25 protein-coding genes are annotated in these 22,534 nt (G+C 68.5%); 16 read left to right on the top strand and 9 right to left on the bottom strand.

The window, feature by feature from the left end; all coding sequences use genetic code 11:
* The first annotated feature begins 96 nt into the window (after nt 1–96).
* Nucleotides 97–1,512 (top strand): geranylgeranyl reductase family protein, encoded by a 1,416-nt coding sequence (locus BN984_RS13495; RefSeq protein WP_004977119.1) that lies wholly within the window; start codon nt 97–99, stop codon nt 1,510–1,512.
* On the opposite strand, the gene BN984_RS13490 is transcribed toward BN984_RS13495, so the two are convergent.
* Together BN984_RS13490 and BN984_RS13485 are read right to left on the bottom strand one after the other, a co-directional pair.
* Nucleotides 1,487–2,809: a sensor histidine kinase gene (locus tag BN984_RS13490; protein ID WP_049968423.1), complete on the bottom strand. Its 1,323-nt coding sequence runs from the start codon at nt 2,807–2,809 to the stop codon at nt 1,487–1,489. The genes BN984_RS13495 and BN984_RS13490 overlap by 26 nt on opposite strands.
* 149 nt (nt 2,810–2,958) lie before the next feature.
* Nucleotides 2,959–4,242 (bottom strand): amidohydrolase, encoded by a 1,284-nt coding sequence (locus BN984_RS13485; RefSeq protein ID WP_049905216.1) that lies wholly within the window; start codon nt 4,240–4,242, stop codon nt 2,959–2,961.
* 128 nt (nt 4,243–4,370) lie between these two features.
* On the opposite strand from BN984_RS13485, the gene BN984_RS13480 reads away from it, so the two are divergent.
* Both BN984_RS13480 and BN984_RS13475 read left to right on the top strand, forming a co-directional pair.
* Nucleotides 4,371–5,921 (top strand): Na+/H+ antiporter NhaC family protein, encoded by a 1,551-nt coding sequence (locus BN984_RS13480; protein WP_008093210.1) that lies wholly within the window; start codon nt 4,371–4,373, stop codon nt 5,919–5,921.
* The gene (locus BN984_RS13475) at nt 5,918–6,181 is read left to right on the top strand and encodes a DUF7513 family protein (RefSeq protein WP_008093208.1); all 264 of its coding nucleotides are present in this window, start codon (nt 5,918–5,920) and stop codon (nt 6,179–6,181) included. The genes BN984_RS13480 and BN984_RS13475 overlap by 4 nt, the downstream gene beginning before the upstream one ends.
* A gap of 62 nt (nt 6,182–6,243) precedes the next feature.
* Here BN984_RS13475 and BN984_RS13470 read toward each other — a convergent pair whose 3' ends face one another.
* On the bottom strand, nt 6,244–6,573 hold the full coding sequence (locus tag BN984_RS13470; RefSeq protein WP_008093206.1) for an uS10/mL48 family ribosomal protein: 330 nt from the start codon (nt 6,571–6,573) through the stop codon (nt 6,244–6,246).
* 159 nt (nt 6,574–6,732) lie between these two features.
* On the opposite strand from BN984_RS13470, the gene BN984_RS13465 reads away from it, so the two are divergent.
* The 3 genes from BN984_RS13465 to BN984_RS13455 all read left to right on the top strand — a co-directional run bounded on the left by BN984_RS13465 (nt 6,733) and on the right by BN984_RS13455 (nt 8,939).
* Nucleotides 6,733–7,188, top strand: a complete 456-nt coding sequence (locus BN984_RS13465) for a bis(5'-nucleosyl)-tetraphosphatase (RefSeq protein WP_008093204.1) — start codon at nt 6,733–6,735, stop codon at nt 7,186–7,188.
* A gap of 145 nt (nt 7,189–7,333) precedes the next feature.
* Nucleotides 7,334–8,314 carry a DUF5787 family protein gene (locus tag BN984_RS13460; protein ID WP_008093201.1) on the top strand — a complete coding sequence of 327 codons (981 nt, stop codon included), beginning with the start codon at nt 7,334–7,336 and terminating at the stop codon, nt 8,312–8,314.
* 25 nt (nt 8,315–8,339) lie between these two features.
* Nucleotides 8,340–8,939 carry a class I SAM-dependent methyltransferase gene (locus BN984_RS13455; RefSeq protein ID WP_049968422.1) on the top strand — a complete coding sequence of 200 codons (600 nt, stop codon included), beginning with the start codon at nt 8,340–8,342 and terminating at the stop codon, nt 8,937–8,939.
* Nucleotides 8,940–8,958: 19 nt separating this feature from the next.
* Here the strand turns inward: BN984_RS13455 and BN984_RS13450 are convergent, their stop codons facing one another.
* Nucleotides 8,959–9,459: a DUF5797 family protein gene (locus BN984_RS13450; protein WP_049968421.1), complete on the bottom strand. Its 501-nt coding sequence runs from the start codon at nt 9,457–9,459 to the stop codon at nt 8,959–8,961.
* Between the two features lie 99 nt (nt 9,460–9,558).
* On the opposite strand from BN984_RS13450, the gene BN984_RS13445 reads away from it, so the two are divergent.
* The 4 genes from BN984_RS13445 to BN984_RS13430 all read left to right on the top strand — a co-directional run bounded on the left by BN984_RS13445 (nt 9,559) and on the right by BN984_RS13430 (nt 11,790).
* Complete coding sequence (locus BN984_RS13445; protein ID WP_004977135.1) at nt 9,559–10,332, top strand: enoyl-CoA hydratase/isomerase family protein; 774 nt, start codon at nt 9,559–9,561, stop codon at nt 10,330–10,332.
* A 122-nt stretch (nt 10,333–10,454) separates the two neighbouring features.
* The gene (locus BN984_RS13440) at nt 10,455–10,712 is read left to right on the top strand and encodes a DUF5789 family protein (RefSeq protein ID WP_008093196.1); all 258 of its coding nucleotides are present in this window, start codon (nt 10,455–10,457) and stop codon (nt 10,710–10,712) included.
* A 93-nt stretch (nt 10,713–10,805) separates the two neighbouring features.
* A complete protein-coding gene (locus BN984_RS13435; protein ID WP_049905217.1) occupies nt 10,806–11,126 on the top strand; it encodes a transcription factor S in 321 nt (106 codons plus the stop codon).
* A gap of 40 nt (nt 11,127–11,166) precedes the next feature.
* Nucleotides 11,167–11,790, top strand: coding sequence for a DUF6517 family protein (locus BN984_RS13430; protein WP_049968420.1), 624 nt, complete (start codon nt 11,167–11,169; stop codon nt 11,788–11,790).
* Nucleotides 11,791–11,841: 51 nt separating this feature from the next.
* Here the strand turns inward: BN984_RS13430 and BN984_RS13425 are convergent, their stop codons facing one another.
* From BN984_RS13425 to BN984_RS13415, 3 genes are all read right to left on the bottom strand, one after another.
* Complete coding sequence (locus tag BN984_RS13425) at nt 11,842–12,567, bottom strand: methyltransferase domain-containing protein (protein WP_008093192.1); 726 nt, start codon at nt 12,565–12,567, stop codon at nt 11,842–11,844.
* Entirely contained in the window at nt 12,564–12,944 is a 381-nt protein-coding gene (locus tag BN984_RS13420; RefSeq protein WP_081909204.1) for a nascent polypeptide-associated complex protein, read from the bottom strand. The genes BN984_RS13425 and BN984_RS13420 overlap by 4 nt, the downstream gene beginning before the upstream one ends.
* An 82-nt stretch (nt 12,945–13,026) precedes the next feature.
* Nucleotides 13,027–13,695, bottom strand: coding sequence for an O-methyltransferase (locus tag BN984_RS13415; RefSeq protein WP_049968419.1), 669 nt, complete (start codon nt 13,693–13,695; stop codon nt 13,027–13,029).
* Nucleotides 13,696–13,906: 211 nt separating this feature from the next.
* On the opposite strand from BN984_RS13415, the gene BN984_RS13410 reads away from it, so the two are divergent.
* Entirely contained in the window at nt 13,907–15,583 is a 1,677-nt protein-coding gene (locus tag BN984_RS13410) for an acyl-CoA mutase large subunit family protein (protein WP_008093188.1), read from the top strand.
* A 343-nt stretch (nt 15,584–15,926) separates the two neighbouring features.
* A complete protein-coding gene (locus BN984_RS19980; protein WP_233514186.1) occupies nt 15,927–16,211 on the top strand; it encodes a hypothetical protein in 285 nt (94 codons plus the stop codon).
* Nucleotides 16,212–16,392: 181 nt separating this feature from the next.
* On the opposite strand, the gene BN984_RS13400 is transcribed toward BN984_RS19980, so the two are convergent.
* Complete coding sequence (locus tag BN984_RS13400) at nt 16,393–16,731, bottom strand: hypothetical protein (protein ID WP_008093186.1); 339 nt, start codon at nt 16,729–16,731, stop codon at nt 16,393–16,395.
* 7 nt (nt 16,732–16,738) lie between these two features.
* Complete coding sequence (locus tag BN984_RS13395) at nt 16,739–17,113, bottom strand: YbjQ family protein (RefSeq protein ID WP_049968418.1); 375 nt, start codon at nt 17,111–17,113, stop codon at nt 16,739–16,741.
* Between the two features lie 54 nt (nt 17,114–17,167).
* Here BN984_RS13395 and mce point away from each other — a divergent pair, with 54 nt between their 5' ends.
* The 4 genes from mce to BN984_RS13375 all read left to right on the top strand — a co-directional run bounded on the left by mce (nt 17,168) and on the right by BN984_RS13375 (nt 22,511).
* Complete coding sequence (mce, locus tag BN984_RS13390; protein ID WP_008093184.1) at nt 17,168–17,551, top strand: methylmalonyl-CoA epimerase; 384 nt, start codon at nt 17,168–17,170, stop codon at nt 17,549–17,551.
* Between the two features lie 3 nt (nt 17,552–17,554).
* Nucleotides 17,555–19,516 (top strand): o-succinylbenzoate--CoA ligase, encoded by a 1,962-nt coding sequence (menE, locus tag BN984_RS13385; RefSeq protein ID WP_049968417.1) that lies wholly within the window; start codon nt 17,555–17,557, stop codon nt 19,514–19,516.
* An 88-nt stretch (nt 19,517–19,604) separates the two neighbouring features.
* Nucleotides 19,605–21,266 carry a long-chain fatty acid--CoA ligase gene (locus BN984_RS13380; RefSeq protein WP_008093182.1) on the top strand — a complete coding sequence of 554 codons (1,662 nt, stop codon included), beginning with the start codon at nt 19,605–19,607 and terminating at the stop codon, nt 21,264–21,266.
* A gap of 93 nt (nt 21,267–21,359) precedes the next feature.
* The gene (locus BN984_RS13375) at nt 21,360–22,511 is read left to right on the top strand and encodes an acyl-CoA dehydrogenase family protein (protein WP_008093181.1); all 1,152 of its coding nucleotides are present in this window, start codon (nt 21,360–21,362) and stop codon (nt 22,509–22,511) included.
* Nucleotides 22,512–22,534: the final 23 nt, after the last annotated feature.

The raw sequence follows: 22,534 nt of genomic DNA, 5'->3' as shown, positions 1-22,534 counted from the left end.
AGCGCCGCATCTCGGCCGGGCCGTCTCCGTCGAACCCCTCCCGAACGGTCGGTGCGGGAGTAAAGAGTTTTCAGCCCGCGATATGGAGGTGATACCATGTCCACAGACGAGAACGACACCGCCGAGGAGTCCTCGGCGAGCCCACGGACCCAGTCCGTGGACGTGGTGGTCGTCGGCGCGGGAACCTCCGGCTGTTACGCCGCCGCCACCATCGCGAACGCGGGCTACGACGTGACCATCGTCGAGCGAAAGTCCGCGGAGGAAGCGGGACACATCGCCTGCGGGGACGCCCTGAAGGGCGCTGACGCCTTCCCCGAGGCGATTCCGAAGTCGAAAATCGAGCCCGCGTTCACCAACACCGAGGTCGACCACGGCCGCTTCGAGATTCCGCAGGAGGACACCGTCCTCGATATCCCGGTCCCCGGCGAACTCGCCGTCATCGACCGCTGGGAGTACGGCCGCCTCATCATCGAGGGCGCGGACGAGGCCGGTGTCGAACTCCACTACGACACGGTCGTCCAGGACGTGAAACAGGACGACGACGGCACCGTCACCGGCATCGTCGGCAAACACGACGGCGAGGTCGTCGAGTACGACGCCGACATCGTCATCGACGGCGCGGGCTCGCTGTCGCTCCTCCAGGACAAGGTGGACTTCTCCGACGCCACCTTCGACACGAACGTCTCCTACCAGCACTTCTCGTCGGCGTACCGCGAGGTCGTCGAGGTTCCCGAACCCGTCGAGTGGTCCGACGCGCTCGTGTTCAAGCCGGCCGAGGTCGCCGCGGGCTACGTCTGGTACTTCCCGCGGACCGAGACCGAAATCAACGCCGGCCTCGGCTTCCAGATGACGGAGGAGCCGATGAAGCTCGTCGACGACCTGAAGAAGGACCTCCGCGAGCGCCCCGAGTTCGAGGGCGCGGAGGTCATCGACAAACTCGGTGCCGCGCTCCCGACCCGCCGACCCTACGACTCGGCGACCGCGCCGGGGTACATGGCCGTCGGCGACGCCGCGGCCCACGTCAACCCGACGACCGGCGGCGGCATCGCCGGCGCGGCCTACGCCGGCAAGTACGCCGGCGAGCAGGCCGCCATCGCGCTCGACGCGGGCGACGTGAGCGAGGAGATGCTCTGGCGCTACAACCAGCGCGTCATGGACCACTTCGGCGGCCGCTACGCCAGCCTCGACGTGTACAACATCCTCTCGACCGCCGTCGACGTCGACGACCTGATGGGCCTCATCGCCTCCATCCCCGGCGAGAAACTCGCCGAGGCGCTCTACTCCGGAACGACCTCGTTCGGCCCCGTCCTCCTCGCGCAGACCGCGGCGTCGAGCTACGGTCACTGGAGCCAGATTTACGAGTTCTTCAAAATCAAGCGCCTCGCCGACGAACTGCTGGCCCACTACGGCCGCTACCCGACCCGACCGAGCGCCCTCGAGGGCTGGAAGGTCGAGCGGGACCGCATCATGGACGACATCTACGAACTCACGGGCGCGGACCCGAAGTACTGACCTCGGACCCCGCCGCGAACGAGACGTTTCGGAACTCGAACCGGGCACCGCCGTTTTCGCCGTCCGTCGCCGTCACCTCCCAGCCGTGCGCGTCGGCGACGCCGGAGACGATAGCGAGGCCCAGGCCGGTCCCCCGCGAATCGGTGCTGTAGCCCGACTCGAAGATGCGCTCCCGTTCTTCCGGTGGGATACCGGGGCCGTCGTCCTCGACGAAGAAGCCGTCGTCCAGCGGGCCGACCCGGACGTTGACGCCGGGCGTTCCCCCGTCGGTGGCGTCCGGAACCGGTCGTCTGACCCCCGGATTCGGTGCCTCGTCGGGTGACGGTGGACCACCTGCCGCGCCGCGCTCGACGGAGTCAGACGCGGTCTGGTTGCCTGTCGAACTGCGTTCTACAGCGTCACCGGACACAGTCCGGTTGCCTGTGGAACCGTGTTCCACAGCGTCGTCGGATGAAATCCGACTGCCCGTGGAACCCTGTTCCACAGTGTCGCCGGGACCCTCCCGACGGCCTGTAGAACCGTGTTCCACCGAGTTCCGAAACAGGTTCTCGAAGACGGCGGTGAGCCGTCCCCTGTCGGCGAGGAGTTCCGCGTCGGCCTCGACGGTCAGGCCCGACGCGCCGAGACTGGTGTTCGTCACCGCGTCCGCGGCCACGGTGGCGAGGCTGACGCGCTCGACCTCGCCGACCGACTCGCCGGCTCGGGCGAGCTGTAACACGTCTTGGATGAGCGCCTCCATCCGGTCGTGGGCGTCGGCGACCGTCGAGAGGTGCTCCGTCCCGTGGCCGTCGCGGGCGAGTTCGAGCCGCATCTGGGCGACGTTCAGCGGGTTTCTGAGGTCGTGCGTGATGACCGACGCGAACTGGTCGAGCCGGTCGTTGCGGCGGCGGAGGTCCGTCTCGCGGGCGTCGCGGTGGGTCGACCACCGGACCGCGCCGACCGCGAGCGCGGCGGACCCGACGAGAAGCGCTCCGTCCTCGAAGACGAGCGTGAACGCCTCGGGCTGGACGACGACCTCGTCGACCGCGTCGCTGACGGCGTAGACGGCGACCAGCGCGGTCCCGACGTACAACGGCCGCCAAATCGTCTGCACATCGCGGACGCTCCCGACGACGAACGCGCCGGCGAGCGGAATCGGAACCAAGAGGAGTTCCACGGCGAACCGGAGCCAGTGAACCTCGGGGCTGTCGGGGAAGACGGCGACTTGGACGACCGCGACGCCGACGGCGATGCCGACGACTGCGAGACCCGGACGCAGGTCTGCGTCTTCGGTCGATTCATCTCCGAGGAACCCCATCGCTGGCGGCTATGCACGGGGGGGACAAATAACCGCTGGCGGTTCGTCGCGGGCGATCCGGTCGAGCGCGAGTCAGCTCCGACGAGCCGAGGTGGCCGTAAATCGCTCAAGCGGCGCTCTCGGCGCGACTCAGCGTTTCTTCGCTCGACTCAGGGCCGGCCAGCGGCGATTCGTTCGACGCTGCCGGCGAGCACGTCCACGGCGATGCGGATGGTTTCCTCGTCCACGTCGAACGTTCGGGTGTGGTGGCCGCCGGGGTGGTCGGTGCCGACGCCGACGTAGGCCGCGAGACCGCCGCGGTCCTGGACGTACTGCATGAGGTAGGTCGCGTCCTCGCTACCGCCGAGGTCGTCGCTTTCGAGAATCGAGGTGACGCCCTCGACCCCCTCGCTCACGCCGCCGACGATGGCCGCGAGCGCGTCGTCGCTCCGGGCGCTCGGGGCCTTCCCCTCGACCCCGATTTCGACCTCGCAGTCGTGCATCGCGGCCGCCGACTCGATGACGGTGTGGGCGCGGTCTTCCATGTACTCCATGAGCTCCGTCGTCGCGCCGCGCACCTCGCCTTCGATGAACGCCTCCTCGGCGACGATGTTCGTGGCCGTGCCGCCGCCCATCAGGCCGACGTTGACGCGGGTCGGTCCGTCGGAGTGCCGGGAGATACCGTAGAGGTTCTGCGTGGCCGCCGCGGCCGCGAGGTTCGCGTTCTTTCCCTCCTCGGGCTTCGCGCCCGCGTGGGCCGGCGCGCCGGTGAACTCGGCGCGGAAGTGCGACACCGCGAGGAAACCGCCGACGCCGCAGACGACCTCGCCGGTCGGGTGGTCGAGACCGACGTGAAGCGCGAGCAGGTAGTCAACGTCGTCGAGGTGGCCGCCCTCGGCGACGGCCTTCCCGCCGGCGACCTGTTCTTCGCTCGGCTGGAAGAACACCTTGAACGTCCCCTCGAAGTCGGACTCGACGACGGCGTCGAGGACGCCGATACCGATTGTCGCGTGGGCGTCGTGGCCGCAGGCGTGCATGAAGCCCTCGTTCTCGGAGCGGAAGCCCTCGGCGGCCGGGAGGTGGTCGCCGTCCTCGGATTCGGTGATTGGGAGCGCGTCGATGTCGACGCGGAGCCCGACGGTCGGGCCCTCGCCGCGTTCGACGACCGCGACCGCGCCGGTGTAGCCGCCGACGAGGCGGTCGAGAACGTCCTCGCGCGCGCCGGCCTCGCGGGCCCGCTCGAACCACGCGTCGAGTTCGGCGTCGTCGGGGACGGCCATGCGCTCGTCGGCGTCGAGTATCTCCGGGCCGACGTAGAGCGCGTCGAGGTCGCGCGTCTCCAGTTCGTCGACGAGGCGGGCGGTGGTGTAGAACTCGCGCCACGCGGGTTCGGGGTGGCGGTGCAGGTCGCGGCGAAGCGAGACGAGGTCGTCCATCGTCGCTCGGTGGCTCATGTCCGGACTCTTTTCTCCCGGCGATGATAAACGCTCCCGACGGTTCGTGGCCGAGAAACTCAAGTTTGGAAGAAATAGTTGGAGGAAATTCGTGCCTATTATATATCACAGTCAATCTCTGACAAACGATGCCAGAAGAACCGGACATCGAGCTCAGTTTCCGTGGCGGGCGCCTCGTGAGCGCCCTGCCCATCGCCCTGTTCATCGCGTGGGCGATTTTCCAGAGTGGTATCCTCGGTATCGGCGATACGACCGGCCTCGTCGCGGGGATGCTGACAGGACTCATCGTGGGACTGCTGTTCGTCCGGGGAGATTGGAAGGACTACGCGGACGTCGTCTTCGCCGGCATGACCCGCCGGGTCGCCGCGACGGCGGTCGTCGCGTGGCTCTGGGCGGGCATGTTCGCCGAGACCATCCAGGTCGGCGGCTTCGTCGACGGCCTCGTCTGGGCGGCCACGGTCCTGAACGTCGGCCCGGGGCTGTTCCCGGCCGTGACGTTCCTGCTCGCGGCGCTGTTGGCGACCGGTATCGGCACCGGCTACGGCACCGCAATCGCCTTCACGAGTCTCGTCTTCCCGGCGGGGCTCCTCCTCGGTGCGAACCCCGTGTTGCTGTTCGGCGCGATTCTCTCCGGCGCGGTGTTCGGGGACAACCTCGCGCCCGTCAGTGACACCACCATCGTCTCCGCGGTCACGCAGGACGCCGATATCGGTGGCGTCGTCGCCTCGCGGGTGAAGTACGCCGTCGTCGCGGCGACGCTCGCAATCGCGGCGTACCTCGTCGCCGGATTCGGAATCCCCGGCGTCTGGGGCGGCATGCCGTACGTCGACGTGGCCGGCGAAGTCTCCGCGTCCGTGTCGCCGTGGGGACTCGTCCACCTGCTCGACATCGCCGTGGTCATCGCGCTCGCCGTCCGCGGCCGACACATCATCGAGGCCGTCTCGTGGGGACTGCTCCTCGCGGCGGCGTTCAACGTCGCGCTCGGCGCGGCGAACTTGGTGGACGTTTCGGTCGGAAGCATGCTCCTGTTCAGCGCGCCGCAGAACGGACTCACGCAGGCGGTCGAGGCGCTCCCGCTCCTCGGGGCCGTCGTCGAGACCGTCCCCGCGGGGCAGGTCGGCGTCGGCGGGAGCGTCTACTCCGGCGCGGCCGGCTTCTTCCCGCTCATCGTCCTGACGCTGCTGCTCGTCGCGGGCGCGGAAGTCATGCGCGCCGGCGGCGGCTTCGACGCGATTCAGGAACTCGTCATCGACCGCGTCGCCACGACGGTCCGCCGCGCGGAGACCACGATGGTCGTCGGGACGGCGCTCGTCAACGCGACGGTCACCATCAACACGGCGGCCGAAATCGCCATCGCGCCCTACGTCGCCACGCTCGGCAAGCGCTTCAACATCAACGGCTACCGCCGCGCCAACATCCTCGACGCCAACACCTCGGCGCTGGGGTACATCTTCCCGTGGGGCGGCGGCCTACTCGCGGGCTACGGGGCCATGCAGGGCCTCGTCGGCGGCGAGGCGACGCCGTGGTTCACGGCGGAGATGCTCGTGAACCCCGCGTCGGTCTTCCCCTACGTGTTCCACGGCTGGTTCCTCGTGGCGGTGTTCCTGTTCGCCGCGTGGACCGGCTACGGCCGCGAGTACGTCTCCGACCGCACGAGCGAGGAGGTGAGCCGCGTATGAGCCGCCTCGATAAGCTCTTGGCCGGCTGGACGTTCCGTACCGCGACGCCGACATTCGAACCCGGCGAGGTCATCACGGCCTACGTCAGCGAGCGCAACGGCGACGGTCTCACCGTCCGCATCGGCGACTCGATCATCCGGGTCGAAGACGGCCGAGGCGCGGCCGTCGAGGACAAGATTCGGCTGGAGGTCACGTCGTTCGACGCCACCAACCACGTCGGTACCGGCGAAGTGGTCGAAGTCCTCGGGCCGGACGCCTGAGCGGTCGAAAAAGCAGACAAAAAGCGCAGACCCGCGTCTTCTTTCGCGCTCCGTGGCCGCCGTCAGCGACGGTGACCGAGCGGTTTCTTCTGTTCGACTTCGATTTCGAGGTGGACGCTGTCGGGGAACTCCTTGAGGCCGACTTCGCGGGCGATCTGGTCCGCGCCGTGGATTTCGAGCCGACGGGTGTACACGGGGTAGGTCCACGACGAGAACTGGTCGCCGGGCTGGAGCGTCCGATACTGCGGGACGCTCACCTGCTTCGGCTGGTCGGAGTGGGGGCCGCGGCACTCCGCGCCCTTCCGCTCGACGAACTGCTTGAGGTCGTCGACCACTCGGTCGAGGACCGCCTTATCACCGCTTTGAAAGGTGAGTTTTGTGACGAAGGCCATAGCTGGGTACTACTCCTTGTTGCACGCTCCGACGGTAAAAGCGCATCTACACGAACCGGGGACCCCGGGCTTCCGCCACCCGAATCCCGAACGAACGACCGTGCGAACACGCTACAGCCTCCGATACCCTCTTAAAGGGTGGCACGTTTATTTCGGGTAATGGCAGTCGAAGCGGTTAGCGCTGGAGCCATTCTCTTCCGCGACACCCGCGGCCGGAGGGAGTACTTACTCCTGAAGAGCCGTCCCGGGGACTGGGAGTTCCCGAAGGGCGGGGTCGAAGGGGACGAGGAGCTTCAGCAAACGGCAATCAGGGAGGTCAAAGAGGAGGCGGGAATCGCAGATTTCCGTCTCATCGACGGCTTCCGCGAGGACTACAGCTACGTCTTCGAGGCGAACGGTACGACGATTCACAAGACGGTCCACCTCTTCATCGCGCGCTCGTTCGAGGCGTCCGCGGAGCTCTCGACGGAGCACCGCGACCTCCAGTGGCGCGACTACGAGCAGGCCATCAACACCATCACGCAGGACGGCCCCCGCGAGATATTCGAGCGCGCACACGAGTTCCTCGACGAACTCGCCGAGAGGAACGAGGGCGAGCACAAGTACCTGAAGTAGCGTCGGCCGGACCGGCCGACGCCCGAGACGCGACGAGAGCGAGCGGCAGCGCCGCGATTCGACGCGTGCGACGACATTCGCGGCGTCGGGCCGCGCGCCGAGACTCCACCGAAACGCCTTCGGCTCCCCGCTCCGACTCCCGGTCGTGAGCGACGCCGCCGACCGCGACCCCGAGTTCGCCTTCGAGCTGCGGGTCTGCCGCTGGGCCGAGCGCGCGTGGCACCCCGACGGTTCGCGCCCCGCGTTCGTCGCCCGACAGCTCGGCACCCGAGAGCGCCGCTGGGACACCGTCGTCGTGGAGGTCGACCCCGAGGCGTTCGCCGCCCGGCGCGCCCTCTCGACCGACGGCTTCGACTCGGACCTGTTGCGCGTCGTCCGCCACGCGCCCGCCGAGTGGGCGTGGTACCGAGACGCCGTCCCCGAACCCGACTTCCCGTGGCGACACGTCGTGCCGGCGGTCCACCGCGCCGCGGGGCTCGGACTGGTCGAGAAGCGCCGCGGTTCGCGGAACCGCGTCGAGTACCGGCGGACCGCCCCGTACCCCGACTGGGTCGAGCGCGTCGTCGCCATCGAGAACAAGCCGGACCTCGACGCCAGCGCCGCCCGCGCGCTCGCGGACCAACTCGAACACGACGTGTCGCGGGCGCTCGCCGACGAGGTCTGGGTCGCCACCGAGGTGACGGGCCGGCGGGTCGAACCCGCACTGTTGGAGGACCTGCCGGTCGAAGTCGGCATCCTCGGCGTCGACGACGACTCGGCGGAGGTGCTGTGGCACCCGAGTTCGCTCTCGCCCGACCCGGAAGACGCCCGGCGGCGACTCGTCCTCGCCGAGCGGGCCTACGACCGCGGCTGGCGGAACTACGTGGACACGATGCGGCCCGACTGCCGGCACTTCGAACTCGACCGTCGCGGCCGGGCGCTCGTCCCTCGGTGCGCCGCGAAAGGCTGTTATCAGAGCCAGCGCGAGTGCGCCCACTCCTGTCCGTCGTTCGAGCCGGAGCCCCCGGCGTGGCGGATGAAGGGCTGGCCTATCGAGGGTGGCCCCGGCAAGGGCGTGCGCCGGATTCTGGACGCGCGGCGCGAGCGCGCCAGAGACCGTGCCGAACGCGGTAGTGAGAACGCCTAAATTCGTGCCCCTCTGACCGGGCGGTATGGAGCGATTCCAGAACACGAGCCTGCCGGACTGGGACTGGTGGGGAAAGCTCTGGCCGACGCCGGGCGAGACGCTTCGGGAACTCGGGCTGTCGACCGGCGACACCGTCGTCGAAATCGGCTGCGGAAACGGCTACTTCGCGCTCCCAGCGGCGCGAATCGTCGCCCCGGCTCCCGTCTACGCGGTCGACCTCGACGACGGACTGCTCGCGGAACTCGAACAGCTCGCCGACCAGCAGCGCATCGACAACGTGGCGACGGTTCGCGGCGACGCTCGCGAGCTATCGGCGCACGTGTCCGACCCCGTCGACGTGGCGCTCTTCGCGAACGCGTTCCACGGGGTCGACGACCGCGACGAGTTCCTGACCGAAGTCGACTCGGTCCTCGCGGACGGCGGCCGGTTCGTCGTCGTCAACTGGCGACCGCTCCCCCGGTCGGAGACGACCGTGGGCGGTGAGCCCCGCGGTCCGCCGACGGACCTGCGCCTCGCCCCCGAGGAGACCGCGGCGATAGTCGAAGACGCGGTCGGCCTCGCGGTGACGGCGGAAATCGACATCCCGCCGTACCACTACGCGCTGGTGTTCGAGCGGCGAGCGTAGCGACCGCTGAAACGGGCGATTAGACGACTTCCACGTCGACCTCGTCGCGGGCGACGGCGAGGCGGAACGTGGGGACGGTCCGGTAGACGACCTCGATGACGCCCTTGCGGCGGAGGCTCTGGAGCGCCCGGCGCACGTCGTCCACGTCGGGGTCGATGTCGAACTCCTCTCGGAGCTTGTTGAGGACGCTGACGACGCTCTCGGAGCGATCGTCGGGGCCGGCGACGACCTCGAAGACGCGGGCTTCGAGCGAGGGAACCCGGATGACGCTCGGTACGGACTCGGCCTCGTCGTCGCCCTCGACGCCGGGTTCGACGCCGACGAGTTCGGCGGCCTCGGCCGTCGCGCGGATGAGGCTGTTGTCGTCGCGGTAGTAGTAGTCTTTGAGCTCGGACTCGAGGTAGCGGTGGACTTCGCTCCCGCTTTCGAGGTCCCAGCGGTTCTGTAACTCCTTGTTCTTCGTCGGCTGGAGCCGGACGATGTCGGCGAGGTGTTCTTTCGCCTCGTCGGAGAGCGTCATATCGGTGGATTCGACGGAGGGGGTATAACGTTGTTCTGGATTCTTCAGCGCGACCGCGGAACGTTAATTATTATCCCTGTCCCTTGCGTCGGCTCGACTATGAGCTGGGACACCCTCCGACTCGACTGGGACGGCGACGTGGCGACCATCACCATCGACCGCCCCGAGCAGATGAACGCGCTCAACGCGGACACGCTCGACGCGCTCGAAGACGCGCTCGACGAGGCCGAAGACGGCGGCGCGCGGGTGGTCGTCCTCACCGGCGCGGGCGAGAAGGCGTTCATCGCGGGCGCGGACATCGGCTACATGAAGGACATCGGGTCGCCCGCCGCGCAGGCGTACGCCGAGCAGGGCCACCGCATCGCGACGCGCTTGGAGGAGTTCCCCGCCCCGACTATCGCGGCCATCAACGGCTACGCCTTCGGCGGCGGCATGGAGTTCGCGCTGGCGTGTGACCTCCGAGTCGCCTCCGAGCGCGCGCTGCTCGGCCAGACCGAAATCGACCTCGGCATCATGCCCGGGTGGGGCGGGAGCGTCCGCCTGCCGGCGCTCGTCGGCGACGAAGTCGCCCGCCGACTCATCTTCTTCGGCGAGCGCATCGACGCCAGCGACGCCCACGAGTACGGCATCGTCGGCGAGGTCGTGGCCCACGACCAACTCGACTCGCACGTCGAGGACCTCGCCGCGGACCTCGCGTCGAAGCCGCGACACGCCCTCGCGGGCGCGAAAGCCGCCATCAACATGTCCCACGACGCCCCGCGGGACGCCGCGCTCGACTTCGAGGCCCGCGTCTGGAGCGGCCTGTTCGGCACCCACGACCAGCGCGAGGGGATGGACGCCTTCCTCGACAAGCGCGACCCCGACTTCGAATAGGAACGGGCGGGAGACACCTTTTCGACGGCGCACTCGGTTGATTACCTCCCTCAGTCCTCCGAGAGAGCCGTGCTAGCACGGCTCCTACAACTGCTAAGGCGCTGCATGTATAATGAATAATCGTGCAAGATTCCATCACGCTCGGCCGCGTCGAATCCCTTCTCGAAGACCTCTCGTACCCGGTCTCGCGCCGGGACGCCGCGGCCTCCCTCGACGGTGTGACGGTGCTCATGGCCGACGGGAACGCCGACCTCGGCGAGTTGGTCGCGAACTGCCTCACGGCCGAGTTCGCCGACGCGAAGGACCTGTACTACGAACTGAACAACGCGATGCCCATCGAGGCGCTCGGCGAACCGGGGCAGTCCGACGGCGACGCCTGAGCCGCCCGTTCGACATCGGCTTTTTCAGTGCTCACCCCGCGAGCGGGGCGCAATCCTGACGCTTAAGTCCCTCAAGCGGTAGGACGTACTATCATGGAGTTTTGCGACGACTGCGGGTCCCTGATGACGCCGCAAGACGGCGTCTGGGTCTGTCCGAACGGCCACGAGAAAGCGCGCGACAGCGAAAAGGAGAAGTCGATGGTCACGACCGAAGGCCAAGAGTCCAGCGAGGTCGTCGACATGTCCGACGTGGACAACGCCGACATCGGTCCGACGACGAAGACCATCTGCCCGAAGTGCGGCCACGACGTGGCGCGCTACGAGATGAAGCAGATTCGCTCGGCCGACGAGTCCGAGACGCGTTTCTTCACCTGCGTCGAGTGCGACCACAAGTGGCGCGAAGACGACCACTGAGCGACTCGCCTTTTTCAGCCCTCCGTCCGTAACGCGGGGTATGCCCGACGCGCTCGCCCCGCCGACGCTCCCGCCGCTCGAGGGGTGGGTCCGCGTCGACGACGCGACCGACCGGCCGTTCGAACTCGGCCCCGTCAGCGTCGTCGCCCGGACCGTCGTCTACGAGGACGCCGCCATCCGCGAGCGCGTCCCGGCGACCGCCGACGGCCCGTGGCGCTTCCTGTTCGCCAGCCGCCTCGAAATTCGGCCGCACACGCCCCCGTCGAAGGCGCTGACGAAACTGGTCGGCAAGCGCGCGAGCGCCGGTTTCGAATCGCGCCTCGGAGCGCGCGGCTTCTCGGACGTTCGGCGCGTCGAGTCGCGGACGCTTCGGGTGCGAGTCGGCGGCGGCGGCGACGAGACTGATTCCGCCAGCGACGGCGGGACCGAAGCCGAGGCTGACGTGGTTCGGTACGCCGCGACCGTCGAACTCGCGGGGGTCGAACTCGCGGCCGACGCCTACCTCGCGGTGACGCCAGTCGACGGCGAGTTCCTCCTGACCGGCGGCGCGTACCCCCGCGAGGTTCGCGGCGGCGACGCGGAGACGGCGGCGGCGCTCCGCGAGGTAATCGAGCCGGAGCGGTTCAGAGAAGAGCTGTTTCGCGTGATTCGCGGCGTCGGGTGAGGCGACGCCGGCGGGCCGAAAGCGGGGCTGGCTCGGCGGCGTCGGCGTCGTTCACTCGTTGCGGGCGAAGACGAGGTAGCCGGTGTGGCCGACGCCGGCGGTCGAGGGGCGCGACCCGCGGTCGTTGAAGTCCATGTGCCGCTGAATCGTCTCGAACGTCTCCACGTCCGACAGGCCCGCCTCTCTGGCGGCTTCGACGGCCGCGCGCGTGCCCTCCACGAACGGGGAGTAGACGGCGACGTAGCCGCCCGTCACGAGGAGGTCCGGCGCGTGGCGGACGACCTCGGGCGCGTTCTCGGTGTCGAGGGTGAGCACGTCGAACGCCGACTCCGAGAGGTCGTCGACCTCGTCGGTGATGTCGCCGGTGCGAACGTCGACGCGTTCTTCCACGCCGGCGAGTTGCATGTTCTCGCGGGCGACGTCGGCGAACTCGGCGTCGCGTTCGAACGTCGTCACGTCGACGCCGAGGCGACCGAGGTACGCCGAGAGGACGCCCGTGCCGGTGCCCGCGTCGAGGACGCGTTCGCCGGCCGCGACGCCGGTGTGGCCGACGATGAGGCCGATGTCGCGCGGCATCATCGGCGCGCCGGTGCGCTCGAAGTGGTTGAAGAGGTCCGGGCCGCGCGGCTCGCGGACGAGGAACTCCTCGCCGATGTGGGTCTCGAGCGTCTGGCCGGCGTCGACGTCCTCGGGGACGGTGAGCATCCCGAGGTCGGTGTGCAGCTCGTCGCCGGGCGCCCGGAGGTACTCCCGGTCGCCGTGGACGAGGAGTATCACTCCAGTCGCGAGATGGCCGCGGCGAGGTCGCCGTCTTCGGCCTCCAGCGCTTCGCGGGCCTCGTCTTCGGGGACGCCGGCGCGCTGGGCCACGATGGCCACGTCGTCTGCCGGGATGGCGTCGGCGGCCTCCGCGGCCTCGTCGTCGCCGTCGCCGTCGTCACCGGCACCGAGTTCGCGCGTCTCGGGCTCGCCGACGATTTGGTAGGTCTCCTGGCCCTGCGCGTCCATGCGCGTGACCTGCGCGTCAGAGAAGACGAGTTCCTCGTCGGCCGTCTTGATGACGACTTCCTCGGCATCGAGCTCCGTCACGTCGATGCCCATCTGCTTCATCATCTGCTTCATCTTTCGCGGGTTCATCCCGCCGCCTCCAAACATACCCGAAGGGTCGGGGTGGGCGCTCAAAAGCGTGGCGAACGTCGGTGCGCGGCGGGCCGAGCCCGGGCCGACGGTCGCGCGCTCACTCGACCCGCGTGCTGACCGCGAGACCACTGCCGACCGGGAGAACGATGGTCTCGTACCGCGGATCGGCCCGCACCGCGTCGAGGAACGCCGCGATGCCGCGGGTGTCGGCGTCGGCCCCGTCCAGCGCCTCAGCCTTCCCTTCGCTCCAGTCGGTGAGCGCGCCGAAATCGACGGGGCCGCGCATCACGTTGTCGGCGACGACGACGCCGCCTTCCGTGACGCGGTCGGCGACGAGGTCGAACGCCTCGGCGTAGCGGTGTTTCTGGTGGTCCAAGAGCACGAGGTCGAACTCGCCGTCGACGCCCTCGAACAGGTCGAGCGCGTCGCCTTCGAGGAAGGTCGTCCGGTCGGCGAGGCCGGCGCGGTCGAGAAAGTCCCGCGCCATGTCGAGTTCGTGGGCGTCGTGTTCCGTCAGGTAGAGTTCGGCGTCGTCCGCCATCCCCTCGGCGAACCACGTCGCGGAGTAGCCGAAGCCGGACCCGAACTCGAACAGCCGCTTCGCGTCCGCGAGGTGCGCGAGGACGCGGAGCACGCCGCCCGCTTCGGGGCCGATAATCGGAAAGCCATGCTCGTCGGCGTACGCGGCCATCTCGGCCTGCACCGCGTCGTGTTCGGGCGCGGTCGCCGCGAGGAACCGCCGCGTCTCGTCGGTCAGGATGTCCATGGCGAAGCAGGGCGCGCGAGCGACATAAAATCGGTCGCAGCGGCCGGATTCGTGGGTTCCGTCGCGGGCGCGTTTGCGCTCCGCCTTCACCGCGTCCGCCGCCGTCGGTCTCGCGGTCTCGCGCCCGTCCTCGTCGCACCCGCAGTCGGTGGCGGCACCGCGATTCGCCGACCCGCGTACGCTTAAGTAGGGACAAACCACATCTTCGACCATGTTTGATCCCGACGAGCTCGAAGAGATTCGGGAGGCGAAAGCCGAGTGGGAAGAGGAGACGCTGGGGCCGACGCTCGACCGCTTCGGGGAGCGGAAAGAGGAGTTCACGACGGACACGGGCGGCAACGTCGTCGAGCGGCTCTACACGCCCGACGACGCCGACGTGGACTACGACGAGGACGTGGGCTTCCCGGGCGAAAAGCCCTACACGCGCGGGGTCTACCCGACGATGCACCGCGGGCGGCTCTGGACGATGCGGCAGTACGCCGGCTTCGGGACGGCCGCCGAGACGAACGAGCGGTTCCGCTACCTCATCGACAACGGCTCGTCGGGGCTGTCGCTCGCGTTCGACCTGCCGACGCAGATGGGCTACGACTCCGACGCGATGATGGCCGCCGGCGAGGTCGGGAAGTCGGGCGTCGCCATCGACAGCCTCCACGACATGGAGACGGTGTTCGACGGCATCGACCTCGGCGAGGTCTCCACGTCGATGACCATCAACGCCCCGGCGGCCGTGTTGCTGGCGATGTACGTCGCGCTCGGCGACAAGCAGGGCGTCCCCCGCGAGGAGCTCCGCGGCACCATCCAGAACGACATCATGAAGGAGTACATCGCGCGGAACCTCTACATCTTCCCGCCGGAGCCGTCGATGCGGCTCATCACGGACATATTCGAGTTCTGCGCGGAGGAGACGCCGAAGTTCAACACCATCTCCATCTCCGGTTACCACATCCGCGAGGCCGGCTCGACCGCCGCCCAAGAGGTCGCGTTCACCCTCGGCAACGGCATCCAGTACGTGCAGGCCGCGGTCGACGCCGGCCTCGACGTGGACGAGTTCGCCCCCCAGTTGTCCTTCTTCTTCAACGCCCACAACAACATCCTCGAAGAGGTGTCGAAGTTCCGCGCCGCCCGGCGGATGTGGGCGAAAATTATGGAAGAGCGCTTCGGCGCGGAGAACCCGAAGTCGATGCAGTTGAAGTTCCACACCCAGACCGGCGGGTCGACGCTCACCGCCCAGCAGGTCGAGAACAACGTCGTCCGAGTCGCCTATCAGGCGCTGGCGGCCGTCCTCGGCGGCACGCAGTCGCTACACACCAACGGGAAGGACGAGGCGCTGTCGCTGCCGACCGAGAAGTCGGTCCGCACGGCGCTTCGGACCCAGCAGATTCTCGCCCACGAGTCGGGCGCGGCGGACACCATCGACCCGCTGGCGGGGAGCTACTACGTCGAGGCGCTGACCGACGACATCGAAGACGAGGCGTTCGACCTGCTCGACGAGGTCGACGACCGCGGCGGCATGCTCGACGCCGTGAAGAACCAGTGGGTCCAGCGGGAGATTCAGGACGTGGCCTACGAGCGCCAACGCGAGATTGAGGAGGGCGAGCGCGTCATCGTCGGCGTCAACGAGTATCAGGTGGACGAGGAGCCGACCGTCGAGGTCCAGGAGGTCGCCGAGGAAGATGAGAGCAAGCAGGTCGAGTCGCTCGAATCCCGGAAGGACGACCGCGACGAGGCGGCCGTCGAGGCCGCCCTGGAGGACATCCGCGCCGCCGCGAACGGCGACGAGAACCTCCTCCCGCTCATCGTCACGGCGGTCAAGGCCTACGCGACGGTCGGCGAGATATGCGGCGTCCTCCGCGAGGAGTTCGGCGAGTACGAACCCGGTATGGCCTGAGTCACCTCCGAGACTCGGGGCGCGACCACCGACCCCGACCCGGCGGCCACGTGCTGCTCCCCTCCAGTCCGACCGCCCAGTCCGTCTCGGCCCGTGCCAACTAGTCACTCGAATTATACATTCACCCGGCTAACGAGTTTTATTATCACCCCCCGAGTGGAGACAATCGAGGCTTATGATGCCGCTTATCGCATTCTAAACCCGTCACACGCCCGGCCGCCGTCTGTCGGCGCGAGGTTCGCGCCACCAGTCGCTCGACGTTCGAGCGGCGGCCGTCGCGTTGCGGGGCTCTTCGACCCGAGAGCCCCCGGTATCGCATCCGATTGTCCACCTCACCAGACGAATGTCACGAAGACGCTCCCGAGACAGTCGTACCGTCTCCGATTATCGCCCCTCGCATCACCGCCCCGCGCCCTCGCTGGCGACGCAGGCCGTCCTGCTCGCCTCGATGGCCGCGGTCGTCGCGGTCGTCACCTACCCCGTGGCGTCGCTCGCGGTCGCCGTCACCGTCGCGGCCATCGTCGCCGTCGCCCGCGCCGTCGTCACCCGGGCCGACCGCTCGATGCTGACGGTCGACGTGCCCGGCGTCCCCGTCGAGGTCACGGTCGCCCGGACCGCCCGCGACTGAGGACCGACCGACCGCCGTGAGTTCCACACCGCCCCCGCTCGCGTCCCTCACACCTCGCACACGCCACGCCTCTCACGACCACCACACCCCCCACGGCCGTCACGACTCCCGCGTCCCGCTCTTGACGCGCGCTTCCGCGCTCATTTTCGTCCCCGCTCTCGACGCGTGTCCCGCTTTCGCGTCACTCACCGACCCCGACGAGTCGGGTTCGGAGCACCCGGCCGACCGCCACGACGACCATCGCTTCGAGGTAGCCGAAGACGGCGAGCGCCGGATAGAACGTCGCCGTCTCGCGGACGCCGAACTCGTTGGCGGCGAGCGTGTCGAAGAAGAAGGCGGCAACCAGCGCGGGGAAGTCGACGACCCAAATCTCCTTCGGCAACACGCCGAAGAAACCGACCGCCCACGCGGCCGCGAGCACGGCGAAGACGGCGACTGTGGTCAGGTCTGTGGCGAGTCGAGCGAACCCGCGTGCGAGCCGCCGCGGGTCGCGGACGGCGCGCCGAGACGTCGGCGTCACCGTCGGCTCACGCCACGTCGGCGTTCGACGCGGACGCCGATTCCGCGTCGTCGTCGGCGTCGGCGTCACCGACGAGTTTGACAGCGGTCCCGTAGGCCAGAATCTCGGCCGCGCCCTGCGTTACCTCGGCGGTCACGTACCGGACGCCGACGACGGCGTCGGCACCCATCGCCTCCGCCTCGGCAACCATCCGGTCTCTCGCCTCGTCGCGCGCCTCGGCCATCAGCCCGGTGTAGGACTTGAGTTCGCCGCCGACGATGTTTCGGAGCCCCTGCGTGATGTCGCGGCCGACGTTCCGAGCGCGAATCGTGTTCCCGCGGACGGCACCCAGCGTCACCTCGATGTCGCGGCCGACGACCGACTCAGTTGTGGTTACTATCATGACATGAGTATCGAACCGTCTGGGTTTATCCGTTGCGCCCGACGAACTGGTGACATGCACTTCGACCACGTCGGAATCGCCACGCCCGACGCCGCCGGACTGGCCGCGCTGTTCGCGGAGCTGTTCGACGCGCCCGTGGCCCACGAGGAGACGTTCGACGGCATGTCGGTCGTCTTCCTCGAACTCGAAAACGGCTACTTCGAACTGCTCGAACCCCACGAGGGGGGTGCCATCTCGAAGTTCCTCGACAAGCGCGGCGGCGGCATCCACCACGTCGCCATCGAGACCGACGACATCGAGGCCGCGCTCCGGACCGCCGAGGCCGCCGGCGTCGACCGAATCGACGAGGAACCGCGCCCCGGCGCGTGGGGCCACGAGGTTGCCTTCCTCCATCCCAAGTCCACGGGCGGCGTCCTCGTCGAGTTCGTCTCGCACTGAGCGATGACGGGAGATTACCCCGACGACGCGCCTGCGGACTCAACCGACGACGACGCAACCGCCACCGGCAGTTCAGACGGTGGCGATGAGGGCTCCGCCGCTGACGGTTCCGCACCCGGCGGCGAGGGACGCGGGTTCGCCGGACCGATGCGCGACTGGCTCTCCCACCGGGTCGCCGCGACGCCCGACCGAGAGGCGCTCATCCACGCCGCGACCGGCGACTCGTGGACCTTCCGCGAACTCGACGCGCTCGTGGACGAGACGGCCGGCCAACTCGCCGCGCTCGGCGTCGAGGCCGGCGACCACCTCGGCGTCGTTCTCGACCCCGGCGTGGACTACGTCCGACTCATCCACGCCGCGACGCGGCTCGGGGCGGTGCTCGTCCCCCTCAGCGACCGACTCACCCCCGACGAGGTCGGCCGCAACGTCGAACTCGCAGACGTGACGACGCTCGTCTGCGGCGAGTCCACCGAGTCGACGGCGGTCGAGGCCACGACCGACGTGCCTGTCGTCTCCGTGGACGACCCGCGCTGGGAAGGCGTCATCAACCTCTCGTCTATCGCGCCGAAACGGGTCGAACCCGCGGGCTGGTCGCTCTCGGAGACGATGCTCCTGCTTTTTACTTCGGGGACGACCGGGACGCCGAAGGCCGTGAAACTCACGATGGGCAATCTGCTCGCCAACGCCGTCGCCGGGGCGTTCCGACTCGGCGTCTCGCCCGACGACCGGTGGCTCGTCACGCTCTCGCTGCACCACATGGGCGGCATCGGCCCGATTCTCCGCGGCCCGCTGTACGGGACGACCGTCGTCCTCCGCGAGGGCTTCGACGCCGGCGGCGCGGCCGACGACATCGGCAAGTACGACGCGACGGGGGTCTCGCTCGTACCGACGATGCTCAAGCGGATGCTCGACAGCAGGGGCACGCTCTCCGATTCGCTCCGCGTGGTGCTCCTCGGCGGCGCGCCCGCCCCCGACGACCTCGTCGAGCGCTGTCGGAACTACTCGGTGCCGGTCTACCCGACCTACGGCATGACCGAGACGGCCTCGCAGGTCGCCACCGCGACCCCGGACGAGGCGTTCGCCGACGTGGGGACCGTCGGGCGACCGCTCTTTTTCACCGACCTCTGGGTCGTCGACGAGGACGGCACCGCCGTCGAACCCGGGACGCCGGGCGAACTCGTCGTCTCTGGACCGACCGTCTCGCCCGGCTATTACCGGAACCCGGAGGCGACCGCCGACGCCTTCACCGACGCGGGCCTCCGGACCGGCGACATCGGCTACCGCGACGACGACGGCCTCCTGTACGTCCTGAACCGGAAGGACGACCGCATCATCACCGGCGGCGAGAACGTCGACCCCGGCGAGGTCGCGGCGGTCCTGCGGGACCACCCCGACGTGGACGACGCCGTCGTGCTCGGCGTCCCCGACGCCGAGTGGGGCGAGCGCGTCGCCGCGCTCGTCGTCCCCGCCGACCCGGAGAACCCTCCGGACGACGAGGACCTCGACGACTTCTGCCGCGAGCGACTCGCCGGGTTCAAATGTCCGCGACTGGTCGAGACCGCGGAGGAACTCCCGCGGACCGTCTCGGGGACCATCGACCGCGAGGCGGTCCGCGAGCGACTGGTCGCGGCCAAGCCCGTCGCGGAGGCCGAACCGGAGCGCGCGGCGGCCGAGGAAAGCGACGAAGCGCGCGCGACCGAGAGCGGGTGCGAAGCCGACGAATCCGAGGCCGAAGTCGACGAGGCGACGCCCGCGAGCGACGCCGATAGGGCCGCCATCGACGACGCCGAGGCCGACCCGGCGGTCGCAGACGCGGAACGTGACGGAGACGACGGTGGCGAGGCGATAGGAGACGACGACGGTGAGGCGATAGCCGACGAAGATGAACGCGATGACGTCGAGAGCGGGGAGGGCGACATCGGCGGCGGCGACGACGGACCCGCTCCCGACCGCGACGAGGAGTGAACGCGCCCGCGAGTGAAGCGAAATCCACAGCCCGCGTCTCGCCGGGTTGTGTCCAAACAATCATTACGTTTTACCGCAAGAGGACAGTATGGTAGGTGCTACCAACCAGACGCTTCGGCCGTTCCTGTGGCGCGCGGGCAAGCTCTTTCCGGACCGCGAAATCGTCTCTCGGACCGCCGAAGGGCTGGAACGCTACACGTACGCGGAGTACGAGGGACGCGTGGCACGGCTCGCGGGGGCGCTTTCGGACGCCGGCATCGGGGACGGCGACCGGGTGGCGACCTTCTGCTGGAACCACAACCGACACTTCGAGACGTACTTCGGCGTGCCGTCGATGGGCGCGCAGTTGCACACCATCAACCCGCTTCTCCCCGACCACCACATCCAGTACATCGTCGAGAACGCGGCAGACCGCATCATCTTCGTGGACCCGTCGCTCGCGCCGAAACTCGCGGGCGCGGTCGACGAGGACGCGTTCGCCTCCGTCGAGCAGTTCGTCGTGATGGCCTCGGACGTCCCCGAGGACGTGGGACTGTCCCCGGTGACGGACTACGAGTCGTTCATCGCCGACTACCCCGACGAGTACGACTGGCCTGACCTCCCGGAGGACCAACCGGCGGGGATGTGCTACACGTCGGGGACGACCGGGGAGCCGAAGGGCGTCGAGTACTCCCAGCAGATGCTGTGGGCGCACACGATGGCGACGCTCCCCAAGTCCGGTCTCGACATCGGCGCGGAGGACGTCATCATGCCGGTCGTGCCGATGTTCCACGTCAACGCGTGGGGCCTGCCGTTTTCGACGACCGCGGCGGGCGCGAAACACGTCTATCCCGGCCCATCGCCGACGCCCGAGGACCTCGCGAAACTCATCGAGGAGGAGGGTGTGACGATGACCGCGGGCGTGCCCACGGTGTGGCTCGGCCTGCTCGACTACCTCGACGAGCACGACGCGGACATCTCGTCGCTCGAACGCATCATCATCGGCGGGTCCGCCGCGCCCAAGTCGGTCATCCGCCGGTTCGACGAGGAGTACGACGTGGACGTGCTCCACGCGTGGGGGATGACGGAGATGTCGCCGGTCGGCACCGTCGCGCATCTCAAGCCGGGGATGGAGGACCTTCCCGCGGAAGAACAGTACGAAAAGCGCGCCAAGCAGGGGCTGCTCGCGCCGGGGCTGGAGATGCGCGTCGTCGACGACGACGGGAACGAGGTCCCGTGGAACGGCGAGGACTTCGGCGAACTCTGGGTGCGCGGCCCGTGGGTGACGACCGAGTACTTCGAGCGCCCCGACGCGAACGCGGAGGACTACGAGGGCAACTGGCTGAAGACGGGCGACGTGGTCACGGTGGACGAAGACGGCTACGTCCAAATCGTCGACCGGGCGAAAGACGTCATCAAGTCCGGCGGCGAGTGGATTTCGTCGCTCGAACTGGAAAACAGCATCATGGCCCACGACGACGTGGCGGAGGCGACCGTCATCGGCGTGCCCCACGAGCGCTGGCAGGAGCGCCCCGTGGCCTTCATCGTCCCGAAGGCGGGCGCGGACGAAGCGGCGCTCAAGGCCGAACTCGTCGCGCTCGTCGAAGACGAGTTCCCGAAGTGGTGGGCCCCCGACGAGGTCGTGTTCATCGAGGAGGTCCCGAAGACCGCGACCGGTAAGTTCGACAAGAAGGTGCTCCGAGACCGGTACGACGACTCCTCGCTCATCGAGGGCAAGACGCCCGACGCGGAGGCTCCGTCGGACGAGTGAACGCCGGGTCGGTCGTGGGTTCTAACGAAGAACTAGTTTGAAGTTTAGACTGGTTCCATACACTATTTTTACTGTACAATCCTATGTCGGGACATGGAACTTCTCGACGACTCCATCGTGCCCGAACACGCCCGCGAACTCAAGCAGGAGGCCCGCGAGTTCGCCAAAGAGCACATCGAACCGGTCGCGGAGGAATACTACGAGTCCGGCGAGTACCCCCACGAGGTCCTCCAGGCGGGGATGGACGCGGGACTCGTCGCGCAGGACATCTCTGAGGAGTACGGAGGCAAGGGCTTCGACCTCCAGCAGATTCTCGCTATCTCCGAGGAGTTCTACCGCGCCGACGCCGGCATCGCGCTGACGCTCCAACTCGCCTCGTTCGGCTGCGAGATTATGGAGGACTACGGCAGCGAAGAACAGAAGGAGAAGTGGCTCCGCCCGGTCGCCGAAAACGAGCAGATTTCGGGGCTCGCGGTCTCCGAGCCGCAGACCGGCTCCGACATGGCCGGCATGGAGACGACCGCCGAGAAGACCGACGACGGCTACGTCCTCAACGGCGAGAAGTACTGGGTCGGCAACGCCGTCGAGGCCGACTGGCTGACGGTGTACGCCAAGACCGCCGACACCGACGACCGCTACTCGAACTACTCGATGTTCATCGTGCCGACGGACACCCCCGGCTACGAGGCCGAGCACATCCCCGAGAAGATGGGCATGCGCGCGTCCAAGCAGGGCCACATCGTCTTCGACGACTGCGAGGTTCCCGAGGAGAACCTCATCGGCACCGAGGGCGGCGGCTTCTACATGCTCGCGGACTTCTTCAACCACGGTCGCATCATCGTCGGCGGCCACAGCCTCGGCCTCGCCGCCGCCGCCATCGAGGAGGCGTGGGAGTTCGTCCACGAGCGGCGGGCGTTCGGCCGCAACGTCTCGGAGTTCCAGGCGGTCCAGCACATCCTCGCCGACATGCGCATGGAGTTCGAGGCGGCCCGCGCGCTCAACTGGCGCGCCGCCGAGAAGGTCGAAAACAACGAGGACGCCGGCTTCTGGGCGGCCGCCGCCAAGACGAAGTCGACCGAGACGGCGGTCGACGTGGCCGAACGCGGCATGCAGCTCCACGGCGGTCGGTCGGTCCTCAACGAGTACAAGATTTCGCGGGTCTACCGCGACGTTCGCATCCCGGTCATCTACGAGGGTGCGAACGAGATTCAGCGCAACCTCATCTACCGGCAGGGCGCGCTGTAAGGCGACCCTGGGCCGGGGGTGGA

It is taken from the genome of Haloferax prahovense (assembly GCF_000723845.1).
GTDB lineage: Archaea > Halobacteriota > Halobacteria > Halobacteriales > Haloferacaceae > Haloferax > Haloferax prahovense.
The sequence above is the reverse complement of the archived record's forward strand: the minus strand, read 5'-3'. Positions and strand labels throughout refer to the sequence as shown.